We start from the raw sequence: 1653 nt of genomic DNA, 5'->3' as shown, positions 1-1653 counted from the left end.
GCGATTAACGACCTGATGCTTGACTCGTTTGATGTTTCCAGAACTCTTGTTATAGCTCCTCTTAGGGTTGCAAACACTACGTGGCCTTTAGAGTTAGAAAAGTGGGAGCATTTAAAACACTTGACTTATTCTGTTGTGACGGGCACTGAGAAGGAGCGGATTCAAGCACTAAAAACGCCTGCTCACGTTTATATTATTAACCGTGAAAACGTGGAGTGGTTGATAATGAAAAGCGGCCTGCCGTTTAATTTTGACATGGTTGTGATAGATGAGCTTTCAAGTTTTAAATCATATCAGGCGAAACGTTTTAAAGCGTTACTGAAGGCTAGGCCGAAAGTTAAAAGGATTGTTGGTCTTACAGGAACTCCTTCTTCTAACGGGCTTATGGATTTGTGGGCTGAGTTTAGGCTGCTTGATATGGGTCAAAGGCTAGGACGTTATATTACGTATTATCGGCAGAACTTTTTTGATCCTGATAAGCGTAACCAGCACATGATTTTTTCTTATAAGCCTAAAGATGGTGCTGAGAGTTTAATCTATAAGCAGATAGCTGATATTACGATTTCGATGAAGTCGAAAGACTATTTGAACATGCCGGCGTGTGTGATAAACGAGGTGAAAGTAGAGTTATCCGGTAAGGAGCGAAAACTCTATGATGAGCTGAAACAGGATATGGTGGTGTCGTTGGAGGGTAAAGAGATTGATGCGATTAACGCAGCGTCTCTTTCAAATAAGCTTCTTCAAATGGCAGGCGGCGCGGTTTATAACGAGAAAAAAGAAAGCGTTCATATTCATGATCGTAAGCTTGATGCTTTAGAGGATTTAATCGAGGCTGCTAACGGTAAACCGGTGCTTGTAGCTTACTGGTTTAAGCATGATCTTGAGCGGATTAAGAAACGTTTTAACGTGCGTGAGATTAAAACGAGTGCTGATATTGCTGACTGGAATGCCGGCATGATTCCTGTAGCATTGATTCACCCGGCTTCCGCGGGTCATGGTCTTAACCTACAGGCTGGCGGCTCTACACTTATCTGGTTTTCCCTGACTTGGAGTTTGGAACTTTACCAGCAGACGAACGCTAGGCTTAACCGTCAAGGGCAAACCAGCACGGTTGTAATCCATCACATCATCACTAAGAACACGATTGATGAAGACGTGATGAGGGCTTTAAGCATGAAAGCTAAAGTACAAGATGCTTTAATCGAGTCGGTTAAAGCAAGACTATCAATTAACGAAGTGAGGGAAAGGGGTTCTAAAGAGAACTTACCTCAAAATGGAGGTAAGAATGAACAAAAAAGAATACTTACGGCAAGCCTATCTTCTTGATAAACGGATTAAGGCTGACATGGACGAGGTAGTAAGACTGCGTGAGCTTGCTACAAGTGTTTCTTCATTAAGATACGACAGAGAGTATGTGCAGACGACTCGAAGCGTGGACGCTCCGTTTGTGAAAGCTCTTATAAGGGTTATGGATTTAGAAGCCAAGATTAACATGGAGATCACGATGCTTATCAGTTTGAAAGAGCAGATTTTAGAAGTGATTTCTAAACTTGAAAGCGTGGATGAGCAGATGATTTTACGCTACCGTTACATGAGTAACATGACGTGGGAGGATATTGGTAACGAACTCCATGCTAGCAGAATGACGATTAT

The 1653-nt window shown here is 42.2% G+C and carries 2 protein-coding genes; both read left to right on the top strand.

Annotated elements, in window-relative coordinates; all coding sequences use genetic code 11:
• On the top strand, positions 1 to 1326 hold a 1326-nt coding region (locus P0108_RS07085; RefSeq protein ID WP_473730933.1), incomplete at its 5' end, for an SNF2-related protein.
• Positions 1286 to 1653 (top strand): DUF1492 domain-containing protein (locus P0108_RS07080; protein ID WP_473730932.1); only part of this gene is annotated, 368 nt, incomplete at its 3' end. The genes P0108_RS07085 and P0108_RS07080, both read left to right, overlap by 41 nt.

The organism is Gardnerella sp. c10Ua_244 (assembly GCF_055818055.1).
This window is presented reverse-complemented; position numbering and strand designations above follow the sequence as displayed.